This is a genomic window from Paraburkholderia phosphatilytica (assembly GCF_003443895.1).
GTDB lineage: Bacteria > Pseudomonadota > Gammaproteobacteria > Burkholderiales > Burkholderiaceae > Paraburkholderia > Paraburkholderia phosphatilytica.
Window position 1 is genome coordinate 119327 of record NZ_QQOA01000007.1, and the last position, 21173, is coordinate 140499.

Annotated in this window: 20 protein-coding genes and 1 pseudogene; 6 read left to right on the forward strand and 15 right to left on the reverse strand. The window is 66.4% G+C overall.

All coding sequences use genetic code 11. The features are described from left to right. Positions 1-30 precede the first annotated feature (30 nt). The 6 genes from DVS29_RS37790 to DVS29_RS09805 are packed head-to-tail and all read right to left on the reverse strand — an operon-like array spanning position 31 to position 7204. Positions 31-519, reverse strand: coding sequence for a dihydroneopterin aldolase (locus DVS29_RS37790; protein ID WP_420816094.1), 489 nt, complete (start codon positions 517-519; stop codon positions 31-33). After that, positions 516-1166 (reverse strand): sarcosine oxidase subunit gamma, encoded by a 651-nt coding sequence (locus tag DVS29_RS37795; protein ID WP_118180249.1) that lies wholly within the window; start codon positions 1164-1166, stop codon positions 516-518. Before DVS29_RS37795 ends, DVS29_RS37790 begins: the two co-directional genes overlap by 4 nt. After that, complete coding sequence (locus DVS29_RS09790) at positions 1156-4173, reverse strand: sarcosine oxidase subunit alpha family protein (protein WP_118180250.1); 3018 nt, start codon at positions 4171-4173, stop codon at positions 1156-1158. The genes DVS29_RS37795 and DVS29_RS09790 overlap by 11 nt, the downstream gene beginning before the upstream one ends. After that, positions 4170-4484: a sarcosine oxidase subunit delta gene (locus tag DVS29_RS09795; RefSeq protein ID WP_164707886.1), complete on the reverse strand. Its 315-nt coding sequence runs from the start codon at positions 4482-4484 to the stop codon at positions 4170-4172. Before DVS29_RS09795 ends, DVS29_RS09790 begins: the two co-directional genes overlap by 4 nt. Positions 4485-4513: 29 nt before the next feature. Then, entirely contained in the window at positions 4514-5758 is a 1245-nt protein-coding gene (locus DVS29_RS09800) for a sarcosine oxidase subunit beta family protein (protein WP_118180251.1), read from the reverse strand. Positions 5759-5815: 57 nt separating this feature from the next. After that, positions 5816-7204: an L-serine ammonia-lyase gene (locus tag DVS29_RS09805; RefSeq protein WP_118180252.1), complete on the reverse strand. Its 1389-nt coding sequence runs from the start codon at positions 7202-7204 to the stop codon at positions 5816-5818. A gap of 363 nt (positions 7205-7567) precedes the next feature. Here DVS29_RS09805 and DVS29_RS09815 point away from each other — a divergent pair, with 363 nt between their 5' ends. After that, a complete protein-coding gene (locus DVS29_RS09815; protein ID WP_240655530.1) occupies positions 7568-8668 on the forward strand; it encodes a GlxA family transcriptional regulator in 1101 nt (366 codons plus the stop codon). A gap of 64 nt (positions 8669-8732) precedes the next feature. Here the strand turns inward: DVS29_RS09815 and lhpI are convergent, their stop codons facing one another. The 3 genes and pseudogenes from lhpI to DVS29_RS09830 all read right to left on the reverse strand — a co-directional run bounded on the left by lhpI (position 8733) and on the right by DVS29_RS09830 (position 10012). Then, positions 8733-9653, reverse strand: coding sequence for a bifunctional Delta(1)-pyrroline-2-carboxylate/Delta(1)-piperideine-2-carboxylate reductase (gene lhpI, locus DVS29_RS09820; RefSeq protein ID WP_118180254.1), 921 nt, complete (start codon positions 9651-9653; stop codon positions 8733-8735). A gap of 48 nt (positions 9654-9701) precedes the next feature. Beyond that, positions 9702-9887, reverse strand: a pseudogene (locus DVS29_RS09825) (proline racemase family protein); the annotation flags it as partial. After that, positions 9860-10012, reverse strand: a complete 153-nt coding sequence (locus tag DVS29_RS09830; RefSeq protein WP_118180255.1) for a proline racemase family protein — start codon at positions 10010-10012, stop codon at positions 9860-9862. The gene DVS29_RS09830 and the pseudogene DVS29_RS09825, both read right to left, overlap by 28 nt. Positions 10013-10094: 82 nt before the next feature. Between DVS29_RS09830 and DVS29_RS36845 the strand changes: the two genes are divergently transcribed. Continuing rightward, positions 10095-10277, forward strand: a complete 183-nt coding sequence (locus tag DVS29_RS36845) for a hypothetical protein (protein WP_124800621.1) — start codon at positions 10095-10097, stop codon at positions 10275-10277. 21 nt (positions 10278-10298) lie between these two features. Here the strand turns inward: DVS29_RS36845 and DVS29_RS09835 are convergent, their stop codons facing one another. Further along, positions 10299-11003, reverse strand: a complete 705-nt coding sequence (locus tag DVS29_RS09835; protein WP_118180256.1) for a C39 family peptidase — start codon at positions 11001-11003, stop codon at positions 10299-10301. Positions 11004-11243: 240 nt separating this feature from the next. Here DVS29_RS09835 and DVS29_RS09840 point away from each other — a divergent pair, with 240 nt between their 5' ends. Further along, on the forward strand, positions 11244-12098 hold the full coding sequence (locus tag DVS29_RS09840) for a helix-turn-helix domain-containing protein (RefSeq protein WP_118180257.1): 855 nt from the start codon (positions 11244-11246) through the stop codon (positions 12096-12098). An 8-nt stretch (positions 12099-12106) separates the two neighbouring features. Here the strand turns inward: DVS29_RS09840 and DVS29_RS09845 are convergent, their stop codons facing one another. The 3 genes from DVS29_RS09845 to DVS29_RS09855 all read right to left on the reverse strand — a co-directional run bounded on the left by DVS29_RS09845 (position 12107) and on the right by DVS29_RS09855 (position 16291). Next, entirely contained in the window at positions 12107-13951 is a 1845-nt protein-coding gene (locus DVS29_RS09845) for an ATP-binding response regulator (protein ID WP_118180258.1), read from the reverse strand. Continuing rightward, entirely contained in the window at positions 13921-14433 is a 513-nt protein-coding gene (locus DVS29_RS09850; protein ID WP_420816095.1) for a putative pterin-binding protein, read from the reverse strand. Before DVS29_RS09850 ends, DVS29_RS09845 begins: the two co-directional genes overlap by 31 nt. Before the next feature lie 145 nt (positions 14434-14578). Then, positions 14579-16291, reverse strand: a complete 1713-nt coding sequence (locus DVS29_RS09855; protein ID WP_118180259.1) for an ATP-binding domain-containing protein — start codon at positions 16289-16291, stop codon at positions 14579-14581. Between the two features lie 167 nt (positions 16292-16458). Here DVS29_RS09855 and DVS29_RS09860 point away from each other — a divergent pair, with 167 nt between their 5' ends. Together DVS29_RS09860 and DVS29_RS09865 are read left to right on the forward strand one after the other, a co-directional pair. Beyond that, entirely contained in the window at positions 16459-17085 is a 627-nt protein-coding gene (locus DVS29_RS09860; RefSeq protein WP_118180260.1) for a glutathione S-transferase family protein, read from the forward strand. Positions 17086-17126: 41 nt separating this feature from the next. Next, a complete protein-coding gene (locus tag DVS29_RS09865) occupies positions 17127-17723 on the forward strand; it encodes a Fur family transcriptional regulator (RefSeq protein WP_118180261.1) in 597 nt (198 codons plus the stop codon). A gap of 37 nt (positions 17724-17760) precedes the next feature. Here DVS29_RS09865 and DVS29_RS09870 read toward each other — a convergent pair whose 3' ends face one another. Both DVS29_RS09870 and DVS29_RS09875 read right to left on the reverse strand, forming a co-directional pair. After that, positions 17761-18171, reverse strand: coding sequence for a response regulator (locus DVS29_RS09870; protein ID WP_118180262.1), 411 nt, complete (start codon positions 18169-18171; stop codon positions 17761-17763). Between the two features lie 517 nt (positions 18172-18688). Further along, positions 18689-19459, reverse strand: coding sequence for a TetR/AcrR family transcriptional regulator (locus DVS29_RS09875; RefSeq protein ID WP_118180263.1), 771 nt, complete (start codon positions 19457-19459; stop codon positions 18689-18691). Between the two features lie 79 nt (positions 19460-19538). On the opposite strand from DVS29_RS09875, the gene DVS29_RS09880 reads away from it, so the two are divergent. After that, positions 19539-21053 (forward strand): MDR family MFS transporter, encoded by a 1515-nt coding sequence (locus DVS29_RS09880; RefSeq protein ID WP_118180264.1) that lies wholly within the window; start codon positions 19539-19541, stop codon positions 21051-21053. The last annotated feature ends 120 nt before the right edge of the window (positions 21054-21173 follow it).

The window sequence follows — 21173 nt, forward strand, 5'->3', positions numbered from 1 at the left end:
TGCGATGCATGTGCAACCAGCGCCCGATGCTCAGCGTAGCGGCGCCGGAACGTGCCGCGACCCACCATGCGTCGCGCGCCATGCATCGTAATCCGCACGCGTCCAGTCGAGCTCGATGCCGATGCGGCGCGTGCCTTCGCGGATCTTCGGCTTGTGCAGCGACAGCGTCAGCGCATCGAGCGCGGCGAATTCGCCGAACGACAGCACAGCGAGTTCCACCGCGAGCGTCTCCAGCATCCGCGTATGCGGCTTCGTCGCGAGGAACGACGTGACGAGTTCGCAGTAGCGCTCGTAGTCGATCATCGCGGCAATGCCGCTTTCCGACGGCTCGCCGCGATACACGAGGCTCGCGTCGAGCACCACAGGCTGCGGCGCGCGATGCTCGTAGTCGTGGATGCCGATGCGCGTACTGGCCACCAGCTCGTCGACGAACACCCGCCAGCCGCGGCCTTTCGCACGCGACGCGTCGGCCGTGTGCGCGGCGAGCGCCGCGGCGATCCCTTCGTCGACCGGAATCACAGCAGCAGCGGCGCGGCCGCGTCGAGCATGATCCGGCAGAAGTAGTCGGCGAAGCTGCGGCGCACGACGAGTTCGTACGCGTCGTCCGCGAGCGGGATCAGCACGATCGACGCCTTGAAGTAATGGCTCTGCGCACACTGTCCCGGCGCGAACACGCGCGGATGCAGATCGAGCGGACAGCCGCGCGACAGCACGTCGCGCGCGCGTTCGCCGCTGATTTCCAGCACCGTGTAGCCGCTGCCCACGTCCACTGCCGACGCGAACTGCCCCGCCAGCGCTTCGGCAAGCTTCGCTTCCAGCATCGCGGCCTGCGGCTGCTGCGAGCGCACCAGCCATTCGTCCGGACCGAGCCACAGCACGTCGTAGCCGTTGCCGCGCGCCACCGTATTCGCTTTCGCCGGCACGCGCGCGCCCGTCACCTTCTCCACCGCGTCGACGAACGCCTTGTCCGTCACGTCGCCGCGCACGTTCACGAGTTCGAGGAACGCGCGTTCGCCGAGATGAAACTTCTTCGACGACCCAACGTCCTGCGCCTTCACGAGATCCGCGACACCGACGAGCGGCGACTCCTGCCACACGCCGCCCGCGCCCTGGCGGGCGATCGCACCGGTCGAGTCCGGCGCGTTGTTTCTAGCTTCATTCCACATTTTGACGCGCTCCTTCGGTGTCGTAGAAAACCGGGCTCGAAATCTTCGCGGTGATGTTCCGGCCGTCCGCCAGCGGAATCGTCACGTTTTCGCCCATCTTGTCGAGGCCGCCCTTCACGACCGCCAGCGCGATCGAACGCTTCAGGATCGGGCTGTAGTAGCTCGACGTCACATGACCGAGCATCGGCGTGAGGTCGCCCGTCATGCCGGCCGGTACGTTGATGCCGTGCGGCACGATCTGCGCGCCTTCGGGCAGCACGTACTGCGCGTCGTCGGTGAGCAGGCCGACGAACTGCTTGCGCCCGGCCTTCGCCGTATCGGAACGCGACAGCGAGCGCTTGCCGAGACAGTCTTTCGACTTCGCGACGAGCCCGCCCATGCCGAGGTCGAACGGCGTGACCGAACCGTCGGTATCCTGACCGACGATGATGTAGCCCTTCTCCGCACGCAGCACGTGCATCGTTTCCGTGCCGTACGGCGTGATGTCGAACTCGGCGCCCGCGGCCATGATCGCTTCCCACACCGCGCGACCCATATTCGCGGGCACGTTCACTTCATACGCGAGTTCGCCCGAGAAGCTGATGCGCATGATGCGCGATGCGACACCGGCCACCGTGCCGTTGCGATAGCTCATGAACGGGAACGCGGCGTTCGCGAAGTCCACGTCCTTGCAGACCTTCTGCAGCACCTTGCGGCTGTTCGGCCCGACTACCGCGAACGTCGCCCAGTGGTCCGTGACCGACGCGAGACGCACCTTCATGTCGGGCCATTCGGTCTGCAGCCACCGTTCGAGCCAGTTCAGCACGCGCGCTGCGCCGCCCGTCGTCGTGGTCATCATGTAGTGCTGGTCGGCGAGGCGCACCGTCACGCCGTCGTCGAACACCATGCCGTTTTCGTCGAGCATCAGGCCATAGCGGCACTTGCCGACTTCGAGCTTGCTCCACGGGTTCGTGTAGACCCAGTTCAGGAGCTTTGCCGCGTCCGGCCCCTGGATGTCGATCTTGCCGAGCGTCGACGCGTCGAGAATGCCGACGCTCGTGCGCACCGCGAGGCATTCGCGCGCAACCGCCTTGTGCAGATCTTCGCCCGGCAGCGGGTAGTACCAGGGGCGCTTCCAGTTGCCCACGTCCTCGAACTCGACGCCGTTTTCGACGTGCCATTCGTGGATGCAGGTCTTGCGGATCGGGTCGAGCAGATCGCCCAGCTCGCGGCCGGCGAACGTGCCGAACGTGACCGGCGTGTAGTTCGGACGGAACGTCGTGGTGCCGGTCTCGGGAATCGTCTTGCCGAGCGCATCCGCGAGAATCGCCATGCCGTTGATGTTGCCGAGCTTGCCTTGATCCGTGCCGAAGCCCATCGCGGTGTAGCGCTTCACGTGCTCGACCGACTCGAAACCTTCGCGCGCGGCAAGCAGGATGTCCGCCGCCGACACGTCGTTCTGGAAGTCGACGAACTGCTTCGGTCCGCGCGGCGCGGCTTCGCGGCTACCGACGAGCCACAGCGCGGCCGCCTTGTCCGTCGCGACGTCGGCCACGTTCGGCACCTGCGGACGCGTGCCGCTGAAGCCCGTTGCCTTCGCGGCTTCGATGCCGGCATCGACCGCGAGACGCAGCGCGGCTGCGAGATTGAATTCGCCCGCCGCGGCGCCTATGCTCGTTTCGGCCTGCGCAGCTTTGCCCGGCACGAAGCACAGCTTCTCGTCGCTCCAGTGCGCCTTGCCGCCCGACTGCGCGAACAGGTGCAGCACCGGGCTGAAGCCGCCCGACATCGCGATCAGATCGCACGCAATGCTCTCCTGCTTCGCGCCGACCTTGCCATTCGCATACGCAGAAACGTCCACCGACGACACCTTCTGGCGCCCATGCGCGGCCGTCACGACGGCGTTGTTCAGCACCTTCACGCCATGGCGGCGCGCGGCGCCCGGCAGCGCGCCGTTGCCTTGCGGACGCGGATCGACGAGCGTCACCTTCGCGCCGGCCGCCTTCAGGTCGAGCGCGGCCTGATAGCCCGCATCGTTGGTCGTGAACACGACCGCGTCGCGGCCCGGCATCACGCCGAAGCGATGGATATACGTGCACACCGCCGACGCGAGCATCACGCCCGGCAGATCGTTGTTGCCGAACACGATCGGCCGCTCGTGCGCGCCGGTCGCGAGAATCACGCGTTTCGCGCGGATCTTCCACAGCACTTCGCGCGAGCCCTTGCGCATCGACACCGGCAGATGCTCGGTCATGCGCTGCGTGACCGTCACGAGGTTGTGGTCCTGATAGCCGAACGCGGTGCTGCGTTGCAGGATCTTCACATCCGGCATGCGCGTGAGCTCGCTCTCGATCTTCTCGACCCAGTGCGATGCCGCGCGACCATCGATCTCGCAGCGCGACGACAGCAGCGAGCCGCCGAGTTCACGCTGATCGTCGACGAGAATCACGCGCGCACCGGCCGAACCCGCCGCGTGCGCCGCCGCGAGACCCGTCGGGCCGCCGCCGACCACGAGCACGTCGCAGTGCGCGAAGCACTTGTCGTAACGGTCGGCATCGAGCACCTCGGGCGCCTTGCCGAGACCCGCCGCTTCGCGGATCTTCTCTTCATACTTCGGCCACCATTTGCGCGGCCACATGAAGGTCTTGTAGTAGAAGCCCGCGGGCAGGAAGCGCGCGAACTTCTGGTTGATCGCCATCTTGTCGTGCTCGAGATCGGGCTCGGCGTTCACGCTCGTCGCGACGAGTCCCTGATACAGCTCGATCTCGGTCGCGCGCGCATTCGGCACCGTGTACGCGCCGCGCTCCAGCTGCACGACTGCGTTCGGTTCCGCGACGTCGGCCGTCACGATGCCGCGCGGACGGTGGTACTTGAAGCTGCGCGCGACGAAGTGCACGCCGTTCGCGAGCAGCGCAGACGCGAGCGTGTCGCCCTGAAAACCCTGGTACACGCGGCCGTTGAACGTGAAGGTCAGCGGAATCGCGCGGTTGATGCGCCCACCGGCGCCGAGGCGGTCTTTCTGGCTCATTTCGTTTCGCCCTTGTTTGCAGCGTCACCGGCCGTCGCGCCATGGGCGGACGACGTCTTGAAGGTTTCGTAGCCGTGAATCTGGTACGTCACGGTGTCGCGCGTCGCCATGAACCAGCGGCGGCAGCCCTGCGTGTGCAGCCATTGCTCGCGGTGCACGCCGCGCGGGTTCTTGCGCATGAACACGTACTCGCCCCACTCCTTGTCCGACATGTTCTCGGGTTCGAGCGGGCGCGCGATGTCGGCTTCGCCACCGCAGGTGAATTCGGATTCGGCACGCGGTCCGCAGTAGGGGCATTCGATCAGCAGCATGGTGATATCTCCTCGGCTCACGCGTGCGGTTAGTGGGCGACCGCGGCAGCGCCGTGTTCGTCGATCAGATGGCCCGTGTAGAAACGGTCCAGCGAGAACGGCGCATTGATCGGGTGCGGCTCGTCCTTCGCGATCGTGTGCGCGAACACCCAGCCCGAACCCGGCGTCGCCTTGAAGCCGCCGGTACCCCAGCCGCAGTTGAAGTACAGGCCCTTCACGTCGGTCTTGCTGATGATCGGGCATGCGTCCGGCGACACGTCGACGATGCCGCCCCACTGGCGGTTCATCCGCACGCGCGAGAACACCGGGAACATCTCGACGATCGCTTCGAGCGTGCCTTCAATCACGTTGAAGCTGCCGCGCTGGCCGAAGCCCGTGTATTGATCGATGCCGGCGCCGATCACGAGGTCGCCCTTGTCGGACTGGCTGATGTACGCGTGCACCGCATTCGACATCACCACCGTATTGACGACCGGCTTGATCGGCTCGGACACGAGCGCCTGCAGCGGATGGCTTTCGAGCGGCAGCCGCACACCCGCCATGTCGGCGAGCGTCGTCGTGTTGCCGGCCGCCACCACCGCGACCTTCTTCGCCTTGATGAAACCCTTCACCGTATCGACGCCCGTCACGCGGCCGCCTTCGCGGCGAATGCCCGTGACCTGGCAGTTCTGGATGATGTCGACGCCGCGCTGGTCCGCGCCGCGCGCGAAGCCCCAGGCCACCGCGTCGTGCCGCGCGACGCCGCCGCGCCGCTGGATCGACGCGCCGAGCACCGGATAGCGCGCGTTGAGGTTGATGGTCGGCTCGATTTCCTTGATCTGCTCGGGCGTGAGGAACTCGGCGTCGACGCCGTTCAGCCGGTTCGCGTTCACGCGGCGCTGCGTGTCGCGCACGTCCTGCAGCGTGTGCGCGAGATTCATCACGCCGCGCTGGCTGAACATCACGTTGTAGTTCAGGTCCTGCGCGAGGCCTTCCCACAGCTTCATCGCCTTCTCGTACAGCGCGGCCGATTCGTCCCACAGATAGTTCGAGCGCACGATCGTCGTGTTGCGCGCGGTGTTGCCGCCGCCGATCCATCCTTTCTCGAGGATCGCGACGTTCGTGATGCCGTGCTCCTTCGCAAGGTAGTACGCGGTCGCGAGACCATGCCCGCCGCCGCCGACGATCACCACGTCGTACTCCTTCTTCGGCTCCGGACTTCTCCACTGCCGCTCCCAGTTCTCGTGATACGACAACCCGTTGCGGAACAGACTGAATATCGAATAGCGGCTCATCTCGCTGACCCTCTGTCGTTGCTCATGTGGTTCAAACAGTTCAAACGGATTTCCCCGTTAGCATTCGATGACGTTCACGGCCAGACCGCCGCGCGACGTCTCCTTGTATTTCGTTTTCATATCCGCGCCCGTTTCGCGCATCGTCTTGATCACGTTGTCGAGCGTCACGTAGTGCTGGCCATCGCCCTTCAACGCCATCCGCGATGCGTTGAGCGCCTTGATCGCGCCCATCGCGTTGCGTTCGATGCACGGAATCTGCACGAGCCCGCCCACCGGATCGCAGGTCATGCCGAGGTTGTGCTCCATGCCGATTTCCGCGGCGTTCTCGACCTGCGTCGGCGTGCCGCCCATCACTGCGGCGAGCGCCGCCGCGGCCATCGAGCACGCGACGCCGACCTCGCCCTGGCAGCCCACTTCGGCGCCGGAGATCGACGCGGTTTCCTTGTAGATGATGCCGATCGCGGCCGCGGTCAGCAGGAAGTCGACGATGCCCTTGTCGTTCGAGCCGGGCACGAATTTCACGTAGTAGTGCAGCACCGCGGGAATCACGCCGGCCGCGCCGTTGGTGGGCGCAGTGACGATCCGGCCGCCCGCCGCGTTTTCCTCGTTGACGGCCATCGCGTACAGATTGACCCAGTCGAGCATCGACAGCGGATCGCGCAGCGACTCTTCCGAACGCGTGCGCAGCTGCTGCGACAGCTCGGCCGCGCGGCGCTTCACGCGCATCGGGCCCGGCAGCTCGCCGCGCACCTTGCAGCCGCGTTCGACGCAGGCCGCCATCGTGCGCCAGATGTTCAGGAGGCCTTCGCGTACCTCGTCGGCCGAGCGCGACGCGCATTCGTTCGCAAGCGTCACTTCCGCGATCGACAGGCCGCTTTCGCGGCACACACGCAGCAGATCGTCGCCGGTGCGGAACGGATACGGCACTTCGCTGCCGCCGCGCGCGCCGTTCACGCGATCGCCTTCGCGGTTCACGACGAAGCCGCCGCCGACCGAGTAATACTCTTTCTCGACGAGCAGCTGGCCGTTCTCGTCGAACGCCTGGAAGCGCATGCCGTTCGGATGCACGACGCTGCCGGTGCCGCTCATCAGCCGGCGATAGAACGCCAGATGCTCCTTCTCTTCGAAGCGCACCGTATGCTTGCCGAGCAGCGCGAGCGTCTTCTCCTTGCGGATCGCGGCAAGCCGCGGCTCGATCAGGTCGGGGTCGATCGTGTCGGGCAGATTGCCTTCGAGGCCGAGCAGCACCGCCTTGTCGGTGCCGTGACCCTTGCCGGTCGCGCCGAGCGAGCCGAACAGTTCGATCTCGACGCGGCGCACGAAGGCGAGCAGGTTGGCGTCCTCGATATGCGACGCAAAGCGGCAAGCTGCGATCATCGGGCCGACCGTGTGCGAGCTCGACGGGCCGATACCGATCTTGAACAGATCGAAGACGCTGACGTTCATGGGCAGGCTCTGGTGAGTAGTGGGAGGAACGGGTGGCTGACCGGTGAGGCCGCGACCGTTTCTCGATGGCGCCAGTACACCAAAGCGTAAAATTGGCCGATAGAACAAAAACGGCATCGGCGTGGGATGCCGACGCCAACGTGCGGAAATGGGCAAAAGCCGTTCGTTTCCGCGATGGTTCGCGGCGCAAAAGCGCAAGCGGCGCGGCGGCCGATCGGCGACGCTAGGGCGTACGCTGGAACCGGTGTGCCTGCGGCGCGAAGGCCGCGTGGCGGCCGGATTGCACGGCCCGGCGCCGCTGGCCGTTTTCAGCAGACGGATTCAATGAAGCGGGACGTAACCGGGCAACTGGCCCCATCCACCATGACGATTGCCGTATCGAAGCCCACCGGCGGCATTGCCGCGCCGCTCGCCACCTCGCAAGGCGAATCGCGCGAGCGGATCCGCTTCGGCATCGTCCTGCTGCCCAACTTCACGCTGACGGCGTTCTCCGGCTTCGTCGACATGCTGCGGCTGTCCGCCGACGAAGGCGACTACAGCAAGCCGGTGCGCTGCTCGTGGAGCGTGATCGGCGACACGCTCGCGCCGGTGCGCGCGAGCTGCGGCATCCAGATCACGCCGTGGGAGACCTTCGCGGACGCCGAGCCGTTCGACTACGTCGTGGTGGTGGGCGGCCTGCTGCATTCGGGCCCGCAGGCGAGCGACGAGACGCTGCAGTTCATCCGCAACGCCGCGCGCGCACAGGCGACGCTCGTCGGCATCTGCACCGGCGTGTTCGCGCTGATGCGCGCGGGCGTGCTCGACGAGCACCGGATCTGCGTGAGCTGGTTTCACTACTGGGATTTCGTCGAACGCTTTCCGGCGGCGAACCCCGATGCGCTCGTCGCCGACCGGCTGTTCGTGATCGACCGGCGGCGCATCACCTGCTCCGGCGGGCGTGCTTCGATCGACGTCGCCGCAGCCATTCTGCTGCGCCACTTCGAGCACGCGACGGTGCAAAAGGCGCTGCGCATCCTGCTCGTCGGCGAGATGCAGAAGGGCAATGCGCCGCAGCCGCATCCGCCAGGGCTCGAACCGGCGACGCATCCGAAGGTGAAGCGCGCGATCCTGCTGATGGAGCAGCACGTGGGGCGTTCGCTGCCGCTCGAAGAGCTCGCGTACAAGCTCGACCTGTCGCCGCGTCAGCTCGAACGGCTCTTCAAGGCGGAGACGGGCAGGAGTCCGCAGGCGTTCGCGAAGCAGGTGCGATTGCGGACCGCTGCGTGGCTGCTGACGAGCTCCGACCGTACGGTTGCGGACATCGCGTCGAGCTGCGGTTTCTCGGATGCGTCGCATCTTGGCCGCGAGTTCCGCAAGCAGTTCGGCGTGCCGCCGGTGATGTTCCGCGAACAGCATGAAGGCGTGCCCGACGCGAACGCCGCCGAGATCGACGAGACGTTTCCGGGGCGGATGGACGTGTTTTAGGTTTTCGCTGTCGTCGCGGTTGCTGCTGTTGTCGCGGCGCGGGCGCGAACGCCCGCGCCCTGCTTCACACGCCTTTCGCCGCGACCCGGCACGCGGCCAGATCCCATGCCGCGCATCCCACCGTCTTGAACACCGCGGCCTCGTTCGCTGCTCGCGGCGCGGCGCTGCCGTCGACGAGCGCCGCGATGCCCGTCACGCGCGCCCAGTCCACGCCCGCCTGGATGTAGTCGCCGGCTTCGTGCTTCGCGCCGGCCTTGTCGTCGACATACAGCACGCTGCCCGCCACCGTCCGTGCGCCGATCTCGATCATCGCCGGCATGAACGCGCCGACGCCGATCACAAGGCGGTCCGCGCGCGGCGCTTCGTCGTAGACGGGCTGGCGGCTCGTGGTCAGCGCGATCACGACGTCGACTGAATCTGGCGTCGTCGTGTCGGGCAGAGGCACGAGCCTCGTATGTGTCGCTGCGTGCGATGCGCAGAATGCTTCGGCGCGCGACGGTGAACTGCCTCGCACGCGCACGGTCGCGTCGGGGTACAGCGCCGCGATCGCTTCGACGTGATTCGCGGCCTGCGTGCCGGTGCCGATCAGCAGGAAGTCGCGCGGCGTGGCGCGATGCAGCAGCGCGATGCCCAACATCGTCATCGCCGCGGTGCGACGGCCGGTGACCGTCGGGCCATCGAGCACGAACAGCGCCTCGCCGGTGTGCGCGTCGCAGGCGGTGACCTGGCCGTGGATGGTCGGCAGGTTGCGCTCGCGGTTGGTCGGGCACACGTTGACGAGCTTGTGGATCGCAAGGTCGCTCGCCGCGGCGGGCATCGACAGCAGCATGCCGCCTTCGTTCAGCGGCACGACGAGACGCTCGGGGCTCGCGATGCGGGCTTGCGCGTAGTCGGTCGCGGCGGTTTTCAGCGCATCGACGAGTGCGGGATAGGGGGTGAGGTGTGCGGTTTCGTGGGCGTCGAAGATCTGGGCGGTACGGGTCATGTGTCGTGGTTTCCTCGTGACGGGATGCGACGGGTTGCAGCCGGAACCTTAACGCACCAGAAACCCGTACGTCTGCGGATCGCGCTCGTCGATCAGCCAGTTCGCGAAACCGCAGATGTGCGCGTCGCCCTCGATCTCGGGGATCACCGCGTCGAAGCGGTCGAGCTTCGTCTCCGACAGCACGCGGCCGCGAAACACGGTGCCGATCACCGATTCGTTGACGAGCGTCTCGCCCATCTTCGGTTCGCCTTCAGCCACGCGCGCCGCTCGACGATGGTCTTGCCCGGCACCTTCGCCAGTCCGCTCGTGACGATGCGGAACGGCTCCCCGCCCGTGTGCACTTCCACCGTGCTGATCATGCGGTCAAGTTTCACGACGCCCTATCCCAAAATCAGATATAATGGTTTACCCTTAGGCACTAACCCTAGTCAGGTCAATACCATGTCCAGCCATCCGATTACTTCCCGTCCGTCCTCCAGCTTCTGGGCCTCGCTGCAAAGCCTCGCCCGCGATATGTGGCAGTCGTACCTGCGTCACAGCCAGTATCAGGTGATGCTCGCCGGCGGCCGCAACTACGGCGTGCTCAGCGAAGTCGTGCGCGAGCGCCGCGACAACGGCCGCTAAGCCCTCGCTTCACCCCGCTTCTCAGCCCGCAGTGCCGGCAGCGCCTTCAGTCTGCGCGGCACGCTCGTCCTGAGCGCGCGCTGTGGCGCAACGGCGCAGCACCATTCCGCGCCCGGCGTAGAAACGCTCCATCGTGTCGAACGGCAGCCGGGCGTCCGCCTGCCACGGCGGCACGCCCGACGGATTGTGGAACCACACGCCCTCGGCATCGCGCCCGTGCAGCAGGATCAGGTGCCCGCCGCGCTTCGTGTTCGGCCGCTCGGGGCGGCGAATCTCGGGGCTGACGGACACGATCGCGAACGTCTCGCGATCCAGTGATTCGGCGATCGCGGTCAGCGCGACGTCCGGCAGCACGTCGACAGTCACGCCGAACGCATCGCCTACCCAGTCCGCAAACGGCCGGTAGATCAGCCCATCCACGCCGCCGTCGTCGCGCAGTTTGTACACGCCGCGGCGCAGCGCGTCGTCGAGCATCGCGGCCTGCGACGGGTGCCCGATGCCCCAGAAGTCGAGCGCCGACTCGAGGCAGGTCAAGCCGCACAGCCGCTGGCTCCAGAACCGGTAGCGCGCCGCATCCGTAAAGCCGCTGCGCCGCCAGCCGGGATCGTCGCACGGGTCGGCGCCCTCCTCGGCAATGGCCCGAACCCATTCCGGACTTCCCCACTGCGTGTAGTACGGCACGCCGAATGGCGCGACGGATCGATCGTCATCGGTCGAATATCGCATGGCCCCTCGCCGCATCGACGCGGCGCTTGCTTAACAACGGTTGAAACAATTGCGTGTTTTAAATGCACGCACTGAAACAGATATCGGCTGAATCTCAAAGTACCGGAAATGCGCCGATTTCCTCGCTAGAATATCGGACTCGCATAGAGCGAACTGCGAATGCCGGCTCCCGCCGGCACAGCCCGCAGCGCGCCGATCTGAACCAACAGAAGCATCATCTGAACGGGGCATTCTCGCAGCATGGCCAACGAAGCACTCTCAGCCGATTCGCTCGCGGTCGCTGAACGCGTGCGTGACTTGATGAGCCGCCACGGTATCGGCAAACGTCAGCAGACGACCGAACTGTGCCGCATCCTCGACCTCAGCTTTTCGCAGGGACATCGCAAGCTGCGCGGCAACAGCCCGTGGACGCTCGCGCAGATCAAGAAGGTCGCCGAAGTCTACGACGAGCCCGCCGCGCAACTGTTCGACGCGCAGACGCTCGACGCCGGCATGGTCGGCGCGACCGCGCAGGAAGCGGTGTTTACGGTCGGCGCGATCGAGATGGCCTGCACGGCCTGGGTCGGTGCGCCGCTGGAGCCAGGCAGCCGGCCCGAGTTCGTCGCGTACTCGAAGCTCGGCCAGTGGCGCGTTGCGCGCTACGACGGCGCGCTCTATCAGAACGCGTTTGAAGTCCACAAGATCGAGATCTACCCGCGCCGCGCGGAGAACGACAAGCCGCTGATCGCGGTCGTCGACGACGACCGGGCGTCGGCGGACAACCTGCGCGAGTACCTGGAACGCAGCGGCTTCGCGGCGCTGGCCATCTACGGCCTGGCCGCGTTCGCCGAAACGCTGCAAAGCCAGGTATTCGACGGCGTGGTGATCGACTGGCTGTTCGGCAGTCAGACCGCCGCCGACGCGATCCGCGCGATCCGCAACTCGGAGAACCCGGAGGCCGCGATCTTCGTACTGACGGGCGAGCTGCTGACCGGCAAGGCCAGCGAGTCGGAAATCAGCGACGTGGTGCGAACGTATGACGTGGCGTGCTATGAGAAGCCGGCGCGCATGGCAATTCTCGTCGCGGATCTGTCGAAGCGGCTGAACCGGCCGTAACCCCGCGCTCAACCCGCACGCCGCGCGGATAGCGCGCGCCGCAGCGCGTCGCGCAGCACGTCGTAGTGCACCGGCTTCACCAGATAGTCGAAGAACGCCGCCGCGTCCTCGCCGTCCGGCGCCAGCGCGCTGACGGCGATCACCGGCACGCCGGGCGGTGTCGGCATCGAATCCGGATCGCGCGCGTGAAAGCGTTCGAGGAACGCAAAGCCGTCCACGCCGGGCATGTGCAGATCGAGCAGCAGCACGTCGAAGTGGCCGAAGTCCAGCGCTTCGAGCGCCTCGCCCGCGTTGCCGGCCGCCGTCACGTCCCACTCCATGTGCGCCAGCATCTCGCGCAGCGATTCGCGCACGAGCGGGTTATCGTCGATGACGAGCGCGTGCGGGCGGCGGCCATCCTCCCGACCCGGCATCGCGGCGCCGGACGGCACCTCGTCGACAGGAGCCGGCACCGCGACGGCCGGCAGCACCACCGTGAACGTGGTGCCCTCGCCCACCCGGCTCTCGACGCTCACCGTCCCGCCGAACAGCGCGACGAGCCCCTGCACGATCGCGAGTCCCATCCCCGCGCCCTCGAAGCGGCGCGATCGCGATGCGTCGAGCTGCGTGAACTCCTCGAAGATCAGCGGGATTTTTTCCTGCGGCACGCCCGGCCCCGTATCGCGCACGACGATCGTCAGCAGCGTCGGCTGCTGGTCGAAGTGCACGCGCACCGTGCCCTTCTCCGTATAGCGGATCGCGTTGGTCACGAGGTTGCTGACGATCTGCCGGATCCGGTGCGGATCGGAATCGATGTTGCCCGGACCGCCGCGCATCCCGCTCTCCAGCGTGAGCCCTTTCAGCCGCGCGGCCGGCTCGTGCTCATCGACGATCGATGCGAGCAGCACGCGCGGATCGACGTGCTCGTGGCGCAGTTCGAGCTTGCCCGCGCCGAGCCGCGCATAGTCGGTCAGATCGCGCATCTGCGCTTCGAGATGACGACCCGCCGTGTCGAGCCGCTGGATCACCTTGCGGTCCTCTTCCGAGTGCTCGTGAAAACCGAGCAGCTCGATCGACGACACGATCGCATGCAACGGCGTGCGCAACTCGTGGCTGATCATGCCGAGGAACGCATCCTTCGCGCGGCTCGCATCGCGCGCGGCACGGCTCGCCTGGTGCTCGGCTTCGAGCGCCGCGCGCTGCTGCCGGATCAGGCGCGTGCGGCGGCGGCCGTTCATCACGAGCAGCACGGTCGCGGCCGTGGACAGCAGCAACAGCAGCAGGCCCCCCGCGAAGATCGCGCGACGCTTCGCGATGAAGTCGCGATTGAGCGCTTCGCGGTCGTCGACGTCGGCGATGCGGCGGCTCAGCGCGAGGTCGTTGACCTCTTCCCAGTGCGATTCGAGCACGTCGATCGCGTGATCGATGCGCGCGTTGTCGCCGGGCGGCGCGTCGAGATCGGGCCGCAGCGCGACGAGCTCTTTCGACAGCGCTTCGAGCTGCGTCTGCTGATGTTGCGCGAGCGCGGCCTGGCGCGCGAGGATCCGCGTCGAGCCCTGCAGCACCCGCACTTTCGACTGCAGCAGGTGATAGCGCAACAGCAACGTCTGGTTGCCCGTATCCATGCCGTTGCGGTAGCGCAGCAGCTGCTCCTCGAAACGCGTATACGCGATCTGCAGTTGCGCGGCGTCCCAGTAGAAGCCGTCGTACGTGCCGATCAGCGGCTGGGTCGCGCCCGGCGTCAGCAGGTTCTCGTACAGCAGGAAGGCGATCGACGCGATCGGCGCCGCCAGCGCCGTCAGCCAGATGACGACGAGCAGGAACCGCCGCAGCGGCGTGCGCGTTATCTGATCACCAGTGCCTTGATCTGCCATACGAATTTGGAATCGGCCTCGGAGCCCGACAGTTCGGTCGGATACTGGTCGCGCGGATAGATCAGGAACAGCGGCCCGAAGTCCGAGATCGTCAGGCGCTTGCCGTTCATGCTGTACGCGAGCACCACGCCGTAGCGCCCGGCATCGGAGACGGGCAGCGTGTACGAATAGTCGTCGAACGTGTGGACTTCGACCTGGCTGCCCCATGCGCCGACGGTCTTCAGGATATCCGCGAGCGAAGGACCCTGAAACGTCGACTTCGGCGTCCACGTGGTCGACGTGGAGATGGCGTGCACCGGCAGATCGAGCAGCTTCGTCTGGTCGAAGTGATAGACGGTGTGGGCGGAATCTGTAGTGTTGTGGATCTTGCCGCTGACGTCGAGCGCGAGCGGGATCGGCGTCGTGGCAGCGGAAGCCGCGGAACCCACGGAAGCCGCGGGTGTAGCGGCGAGCGCGGCGGTCATGGCGGCGGCGCTGGTCATGCCGACGAACGCGTGCAGCAGCCCCCGGCGCATCCCCGCCTTCCAGTTCGTCGTGTTGATCCGGGTACTGCGCATGTCGTTACCCTCGTGTTCTGGTCTCTCGCGTTTCGTCCGATGCGAACCGCGCACGCATCATAGCGTCAATCTACGGCCGGCGCGCGGCCAGCAGCGCCGCCGCCGCGCCCTCGGCCGGCTCGTCGGCGAGCGCGTCCGGGCGCAGATGCTTCGCCGCGCGCCGCGACGCGACCACGATCAGCTTCATCGTGGCCCGCGTCGCGCCGACGAACAGCTTGCGTGCCGCACGCTCGTCGAAGGCCGTGAAATCCACTTCGGTCAGGATCACACACGGCGCCGACTGTCCCTTGAAGCGGTAGATCGATTCCAGCAGCACGTCGCCTTCGCGATACTCAGGATTACCGAACAGATCGTACTGCCCGCTGAAGCTGCGCAGCCGATGTGGGCCGAGCTGCTCGACCGCCGTCAGCACCGAGCCCTCGCGGCCGCGAAACGACAGCACCACGATGTCCTGCTTGCGAAACCCCAGCGACAGCGCCTGCGTGATCGCGCGCTTGGTCGCCTCGACGGCCGACTGCGCGGCGTGCGTTTCGTCGTACACCGACACGCTCACATCTGAACCGTCGAACGGACTGCCCGACGCGAGGCTCGCCGCGAGCGGCACTTCGCCGCCCACCACGTCGCGCACGAAGTCGAGGATGTCGCGCGGGCTGCGGTAATTGGTGGTTTCCTTCAGCTCGGTCCAGCCGGGCAGTTCCACCGGCGCGCGCATATAGAGGTTCTGCAGCGGATCTTCGAGCCACCACCATGCGCCGCCCGGCCGCAACAGGCGTTCGAGCGCGGCGACCCACGGCTGCTGGAAATCCTGTCCTTCGTCGACGATCAGCACGTCGCATTGCCGGCGCGCGTCGATCGCGGTGCGCGCGAAGATCGCTTCGAGTTGCGTGAACACGTCGGGCGCGGTGAAGTCGGGCGGCGTGCCCGCTTCGCGCGCAACCGCGGCGCACAGATGATGATAGTTGGTCACGCTCGCCTCGGGCGGCGCCACCTTCGCGATATGGTCGGCGAGCGGCCGGTTGAAGCACACGTAGAGCGGCCGCTGCCCGCGCGCGACCGCGTCTTTCATTACCTGCACCGCGAGCTGCGTCTTGCCCGAACCCGCGGTGCCGATCACGCGCAGCCGGAACGGCGCAAATTCCAGACGCCGCGCCCACGTCGCGAGGCCGCCCGCAAGCCGGGTGACGAGCGTGCCCGCCTGGCCGACCAGCGCGCCGGCATCGGGCGTGAGCGACAGTTCGTCGGAGAGGAAGTGGTGAATCTTCGCGGCGCTCGGCAGACGCGCTTCGTCGGCGGGCAGGATCTCGCGGATGATCGCGGCGAGCCGCTCCTTCCTCGTCGCGTCGACGATGCGGGCCGGATTCACGCCCGCAATCGCCGCGTCCCGCACCCCATGATCGGGGCAGTACAGCAGTTCTTCGATGTAGTAGGTACCCGCGCCGAACGCGGCCGTGAAGCGCCGATGCATGCTTTCGACCGTACGCGCAAGCGCGATCGACACATTGCGCTCGGTCTGCAGATAAACCTTCACGAGCCCTTTCGGCGTCTCGCGCAGAAAGCCCGTTTTCTGTTCGATGAAGAGCGTGCGCCCCGACGGACTCACAACCACGAAGTCCGCTTCGCCGAACACGGTGAAGCTCTGGTTGAGCCGGGTCCAATGCACACCGTGATAGACGGTGTAATCGTCGGATAGCGCGTGTTCGAGCAGGCTCAGCGTTTCGCGCTCGCGGGCGGCGGCGCCGGTGACGGCGAGCTGCTTCCAGTCGTCGGGGACAATGCGGGCCATGCGGGAGCCTCGTCGCGTTCGGGTGCGCCTATTGTACGCAACCGGTCTGTACGGCCGGCAGCACAAGCCCGGGAAGCGATCAGGGATGAATGCTTCGTGTATCGTTACTGGTTGAACGCCGCACGCCAGGTGCGGCTTGCCAACCATGTGGAAAGGATTTTGACCCGATGATCACGATCTGGGGACGCGCCAACTCCGTCAACGTGCAGAAGGTGCTGTGGGTATGCGACGAACTGGTGCTGCCGTTCGAACGCATCGAAGCCGGGATGCAGTACGGCCGCAACAACGAGCCCGAGTATCTGGAGATGAACCCGACCGGCAAGATACCGACGCTTGTGGACGGCAATTTCGTGCTGTGGGAGTCCAACTCGATCCTGCGTTACCTGACGCTCGAATACGGTCCGACGAGCCTGCTCTATCCCGGCGAGCCGAAAGTGCGCGCGAGCATCGAGCGCTGGCTCGACTGGTCGCTGTCCACGCTGCAGCCCGCCGAGCGCCCGGTGTTCCAGTGCCTCGTGCGCACGCCGGCCGCCGAACGCGACGAGCCGAAACTCGTAAAGGACCTCGCCGCCGTCACCGCGCTGTGGAAGCAGCTCGATACGCATCTGCAGGGCCGCTTCTTTCTCGAGACGGATAAATTCACGCTCGCCGACATCGTGCTCGGCGCGTACGCAAAACGCTGGTTCGGGCTCGAAGGCGTCGAACGGCCGTCGCTGCCGAATCTCGAACGCTGGTACGCGCGGCTCGCCACGCGCACTGGCTTCAAGAAGTATGTGGATCTGCAGCTGACCTGAGCGGCGAGCAGGCTGGCGTCGCTGCCCCGTATAATCGACGCATGAAGAATGTAAAGTTCACCGCCGGCCGCGAGAAGCTTGCCGCCGGTCCGTCCGCGGACCATGGCGCGGCGGATCACGCCGGCCATCATCACGCCCACGAGCACGCGCACGACGGTCACGCGCACGCAGCGGCCGGGGCCGCGGGCGCCGACGCAGCGCTCGCACTCGCCGACGAATACTGCCGCGAGCGCGGCGAGAAGCTGACGCCGATCCGCCGCAAGGTGCTCGAACTGCTGCTCGCGTCGGGTCGCGCAACCAAGGCCTATTCGCTGCTCGACGACATGCGCCAGATCCATCCCGGCTCGGCGCCGCCCACGGTGTACCGCGCGCTGGATTTCCTGCTGTCGGTCGGGCTCGTGCATCGCATCGAGTCGATCAACGCGTTCACCGTCTGCCACGACCTCACGCATTGCCAGCACGGCATGCTGGTGGTCTGCCAGCAATGCGGCAACGTCGCGGAACTGCATCAGCCCGCGCTGCGCGAAGCGCTCGTCGCACAGATCGAACTCGCAGGCTACCGCCTCGCCGGCGATGAGATCGAGCTCAAAGGGCTGTGCGCGGAATGCCAGGCAGCCGCCGACGCAGTCAAGTCCTGACCCCGGCACCACCAGCATCCCACCCACCGCCGCGCGTTCAGCTCGCGGCGCGCGCCTCGATCGCGTTGCACAGCAGGCTCACCAGTTCGTCCGGCCTAGCCGGCTTCGTCATGAAATGCTCGAAGCCTTCGCCGATGCTGCGCAGCCGGTAAGCCTCATCGGTGTGTCCCGTGAGCGCGACCGCGACGGTCGGTGTCCGGTCGCTGGAAATTTCGTGATCGCGAAGCCGCTGGATCAGATAGAAACCGTCCATCGCGGGCAGATCCAGATCGCAGACCAGCGCGTCGGGCGTTTCCCGGATTGCCGCTTCGACTCCCTCTTCCGCATCGGCGACGGCCACTACGTGTGCGCCTTCGGATTCAAGCAGGGTGGCGAGCGATGCCCGACTGTGCGGGTCATCCTCGACGAGCACGATCGTGGCCTGATCGAGCTTGAGTACGCCGTTCATGTTCTCTATGGCTAAAAGCACCTGAAATTAACGGGTCGCGCCAGCGTGTGCTGCCTCGTTCGCTCGACCCGCCGGCGGCTGCCATTATAAAAATCGAGGCGGCGATTCTAACGGAATCGGACCGCGCGGCAACCGGACTGCACCTGGGACCGTCGCCGATGCCCCGAGTTGCAGCAAATTTTCGGAGCGGTTCGGATCGCGACCGGCGGGTTCGCGCCCATCGCGATTCGCATGGCGCGAATCCCATGTGCGCCGGAGGTCTGGCGAGCTGACGAAGCATTTCGCATAGACGACTGGCACCCGATAGGAGCAATCCACGTGCCTGTCGGTGCCAATCGGTACCAATCGGTGCCCACCGCTCGCGCGAAAGGCCGCGCCGTCGCGCAGATCGAGCACGACGGCGCACGCAGTCTGAATGCCGCATGCGACACGATCGTGAAGCCGCGCATCATGACGAACGCCTTTCACGGTTCCGGCGTGCGGTGCTGAAAAAACTGCCGGGCAGCGGCGCGCGACGTCAGGTCTTCGCGTGGTCTTTGCCCGGAACCGCGAGACCGCTGACGAGCAGCGCGATCGCATGTCGTGCGATGTGATCGTCGGTGATGTGCTGGCGGATCGGTTCGTCGCGGAACGTCTTCGCGGCCGCGAACGGCAGGATCGCGAGACCGAACAGCGACATGAAGATCAGCGTCGGCTCCAGATCCGGATTCAGCCGCCCCTCACGTTGCCAGCGTTCGATGGTTGCGATCGACTCGCGCTGATGCTCGTCGCCGAAGCGCTCGTGCATGCGCCGCTTCAGCAGACCGCCGTCGCTGATCACCTCGCGCACCCAGACCGGCGCGAACCACGGACGCGCGCGCGCCGTATCGATCAGCCGCTGCGCGATCGCCACGATCGCCGCCACCGGATCGTCGTGATTGTCGCGAAACGCCGCGCCGATCGCGACGCGCATCGGCGCGATGCGCTCGTCGATCAATACGTCGAGCAGCTGGTCGCGGGTCTTGAAGTAGTAATGCACCATCGCCGACGTCACGCCGGCCTCGCGGGCAATCGCGCCAAGCGTCGTATCGACGATCCCCTGCCGCGCGAACAGCGACAGCGCCGCTTCGAGCAGCTTCTCGCGCTGCTCCGGACCGCGGACGCTGCCCGCCGGACGGCCGGGCCGGCGCGGCGCGGCCGCCGCCGGCTTCGCGTCGCGGCTGGCGGGCTCGCCCCGGTCTTGATCGGCCGCGAGACCGGCAGAAGGAACGGGCGTGGCGGAACGTGACGTCGAGCGGTTAGAGGCCATGATCTGAAAAGACGAATTGACGAGAACTAGGACTTCTCCTATATTAATCTCCGAGTTAATTAATTTCAACCGTCATCCCATGACTGCCACAACCGAAGCTTCGCTGACCGCCACGCCGAGTGCGCCGCACACACCGCTGCGCCTGCTGTTTCCCGCGCTGTTGCTGGTCATGCTGCTATCCGCGCTCGACCAGACCATCGTCTCCACCGCGCTGCCCACTATCGTCGGCGAACTCGGCGGGCTGTCCAGCCTGTCGTGGGTCGTCACCGCGTACCTGCTGACCTCGACGATCGTCGTGCCGCTCTACGGCAAGCTCGGCGACCTGTTCGGCCGCAAGGTCGTGCTGCAGTCGGCGATCGTGCTGTTTCTGATCGGCTCCGCGCTGTGCGGACTCGCGCAGAACATGACGCAGCTGATCCTGCTGCGCGCGTTGCAGGGGCTCGGCGGCGGCGGCCTGATGGTGATCACGATGGCGGCGATCGGCGACGTCGTGCCGCCCGCCGAACGCGGCCGCTACCAGGGCATGTTCGGCGGCGTGTTCGGGCTCGCCACCGTGATCGGCCCGCTGCTCGGCGGCTTTCTCGTGCAGCACTTCTCGTGGCGCTGGATTTTCTACATCAACCTGCCGCTCGGCCTCTTCGCGCTCGCGGTGATCGGCGCGGCGTTCCGTCCGCATACGGCGCACGTGAAGCACCTGATCGACTACTGGGGCGCCGGCTTCCTCGCCACCGCCCTCACCTGCATCATCCTGTTCACGAGCCAGGGCGGCGCGATCCTGCCGTGGTCGTCGCCGCAACTGTGGTTCACGCTTGCGCTCGGCATCGTGGCGCTCGGCGGTTTCATCCACGAAGAACGGCGCGCGGCGGAGCCGATCATGCCGCTCGAACTGTTCCGCCAGCGCACGTTCGTGCTGTGCTGCGCGATCGGCTTCATCGTCGGCGTGTCGCTGTTCGGTTGCGTGACGTTCCTGCCGCTCTATCTGCAGGTGGTCAAAGGCTCCACGCCGACGGCCGCCGGCATGCAGTTGCTGCCGATGATGGGCGGCGTGCTGCTGATGTCGATCGTCGCGGGGCGCCTGATTTCGCGCATCGGCAAGTACCGGATGTTTCCGATCGCCGGCACGTTGCTCGTGGCGATCGGCATGGTGCTGCTGTCCACGCTGAAGCTCGATACGCCGCTCACCACGCTCAACATTTACATGGGCCTGCTCGGCTGCGGTCTCGGGATGGTGATGCAGGTGCTGATTCTCGCGGTGCAGAACACGGTCGAGCATCGCCACATGGGCGTGGCGACGTCCGGTGCGACGCTGTTCCGTTCGATCGGCGGCTCGATCGGCGTCGCGACGTTCGGCGCGGTGTTCTCCAACGGTCTCGCGTCGCGGCTGCAGCAGCTGGTTCCCGCCGGCGCCGAGCTGCCCCATGCGACGGGACCGGCCACGATTCATCAGTTGCCCGATGTATTGCGCGCGGACTACCTGCAGGCGTTCGCCGGTTCGCTGCATACGGTGTTCATCGTCGCCGCGTGCATCGTCGCGCTCGCGTTCGTGCTGTCGCTGTTTCTCAAGGACTATCCGCTTCGCAGCACGCATCGCTGATGGGCTCTTCCGAAGTACTCGCCTGACGCACGAGACGACACGCACACGCGTGTCGTCTCGTGGGTAAACCCGCATCGCTCGATGCGGTTTCCTTCGTATGCCGAAGACGCGTTTCACGCG